The 1,977-nt window shown below is 37.0% G+C and carries 1 protein-coding gene and 1 pseudogene; both read left to right on the forward strand.

Going from position 1 to position 1,977, the window contains the following annotated elements; genetic code table 11:
- A partial coding sequence (locus tag EII37_RS10635; protein WP_124788553.1) for a G5 domain-containing protein occupies positions 1–1,295 on the forward strand: 1,295 nt, incomplete at its 5' end.
- Between the two features lie 192 nt (positions 1,296–1,487).
- Positions 1,488–1,977 (forward strand): annotated as a pseudogene (locus tag EII37_RS11460) (tyrosine-type recombinase/integrase); the annotation flags it as partial.

The raw sequence follows: 1,977 nt of genomic DNA on the forward strand, positions 1-1,977 counted from the left end.
ACGTCAATAAAGCCCTCAACAACGCTCTTGAACAAATCAAGCAATTGCAACCTAGCCAACCAGAACAACCAGTTGAACCAAAACAGCCTGAAAAACCAATTACTTCTTCAAATCCTGAAGAAGGGATTAAAGAGCTTGTCTTCCAACTCCCAAGTTTGGATATTGTTAAGAAGGCAGTGCCATTCAAGACTATCCGTCGCGAAAAGCCAAACTTAGACAAAGGAAAAGAGAAAGTTCTAGCAGAAGGGAAAGATGGTGCTATAATCGAGTATGTCGAAGTAGATGGCAGCAATCGTAAAGTAGTTCAAACTGAATCAACTCCAGCTCTAGACCGAGTGATTGAAGTTGGAACGAAACAAAGCTCTGTAGGAACAGATACTCCACCAGTTGTGACTCTTCCTGAGTACCTTCTACCAAAAGAACCTGAAAAACCAATTACTTCTTCAAGTCCTGAAGAAGGGGTTAAAGAGCTTGTCTTCCAACTCCCAAGTTTGGATATTGTCAAGAAGGCAGTACCATTCAAGACTATCCGTCACGAAAATCCACAACTAGACAAAGGGAAAGAGAAAGTTCTAGCAGAAGGGAAAGACGGTTTGTTAGTTGAGTACATCGAAGTAGATGGTGGCAATCGCAAGGTAGTCCAAACCAAATCAACTCCAGCTTTAGACCGAGTAATCGAGGTTGGAACTAAACAAAGTTCTATAGGAACAGATACTCCACCAGTTGTGACTCTTCCTGAGTACCTTCTACCAAAAGAACCTGAAAAACCAATTACTTCTTCAAGTCCTGAAGAGGGGATTAAGGACCTTGTCTTTAAACTTCCAAGCTTGGATATTGTCAAGAAGGCAGTACCATTCAAGACTATCCGTCACGAAAATCCAAACTTAGATAAAGGAAAAGAGAAAGTTCTAGCAGAAGGTAAAGACGGCCTGCTAATTGAGTATGTCGAAGTAGATGGTAGCAATCGCAAGGTAGTCCAAACCAAATCAACTCCAGCTCTAGATCGAGTAATTGAGGTTGGAACGAAACAAAGTTCTGTAGGAACAGAGGCGCCACCAGTTGTTACTCTCCCTGAGTATGTTCTACCTAGAGAAACTGAAAAACCAGCTCCTGCAGTTGTAACAGAAGATTCACCAAGAAAAGATGAAAAAGCACCTGTTGCTACTACAGTTAAACAAGACAAGGAAAAACAACTCCCAGAAACTGGAGAACAAGAAGCAAATGCCTTCTTATTCTTGGCTGCTATTACTTCAGTATTGTCTCTACTCATCTTCCAAAAGAATTTCAAAGACTAATTAAAATCTTTACTTAATTCTTTTCAATGATTCTAGTTCCCCCAAAGAGAAGACCAGTGGTCTTCTCTTTTTCTATATATAAATCAAAAAACATACATAAATTTCTATGGACATCTTAGTATATATAAAACAGAATGATTATTGAACTGACCCCAAAAAGTTAGACAGAAAAAATCTAGCTTTTGGGGTGCAGTTCATTCTATCTTTGACTGGGTAGAAAAACTTGAGTATATCGAAGCTAATAAAGTTGCAAAAATATTAAGAAGAATAAAGGCCACTAAAAATATTCAACTTGCAGAGTCAAAGAGATAGTAAAATTTATATCTAACTCATGAACAACTCCAAGAATGGTTCTCAGCATTTCAAGAAAATTTAAATAATGATAAAATAACCCTTAAAAATTATGTCCTATTTTATCTCACTTTTTTCTTAGGCGATAGAAAATATGAAACCTATGCTCTTCAATGGAAACATATAGACTTTTCAAAATCGCAGATTCAGCTAATTCAATCTTTAGATAGATATGGACAAGTAAAATCTACTAAGGGAAATAAGAAAACTATTTTCTCTATTTCTAATGACTTACTTCAACTTCTTACCTCTTGGAAAGAGCAACAAAAATATGAACTAGCAAAGTTTGGCATCATCAGTAATCCAGAACAATTTGTTTTTACATATATCG

Origin of the sequence: Streptococcus sp. OH4692_COT-348 (assembly GCF_003859975.1) — a bacterium.
In the GTDB taxonomy this organism is placed as follows: Bacteria; Bacillota; Bacilli; order Lactobacillales; family Streptococcaceae; genus Streptococcus.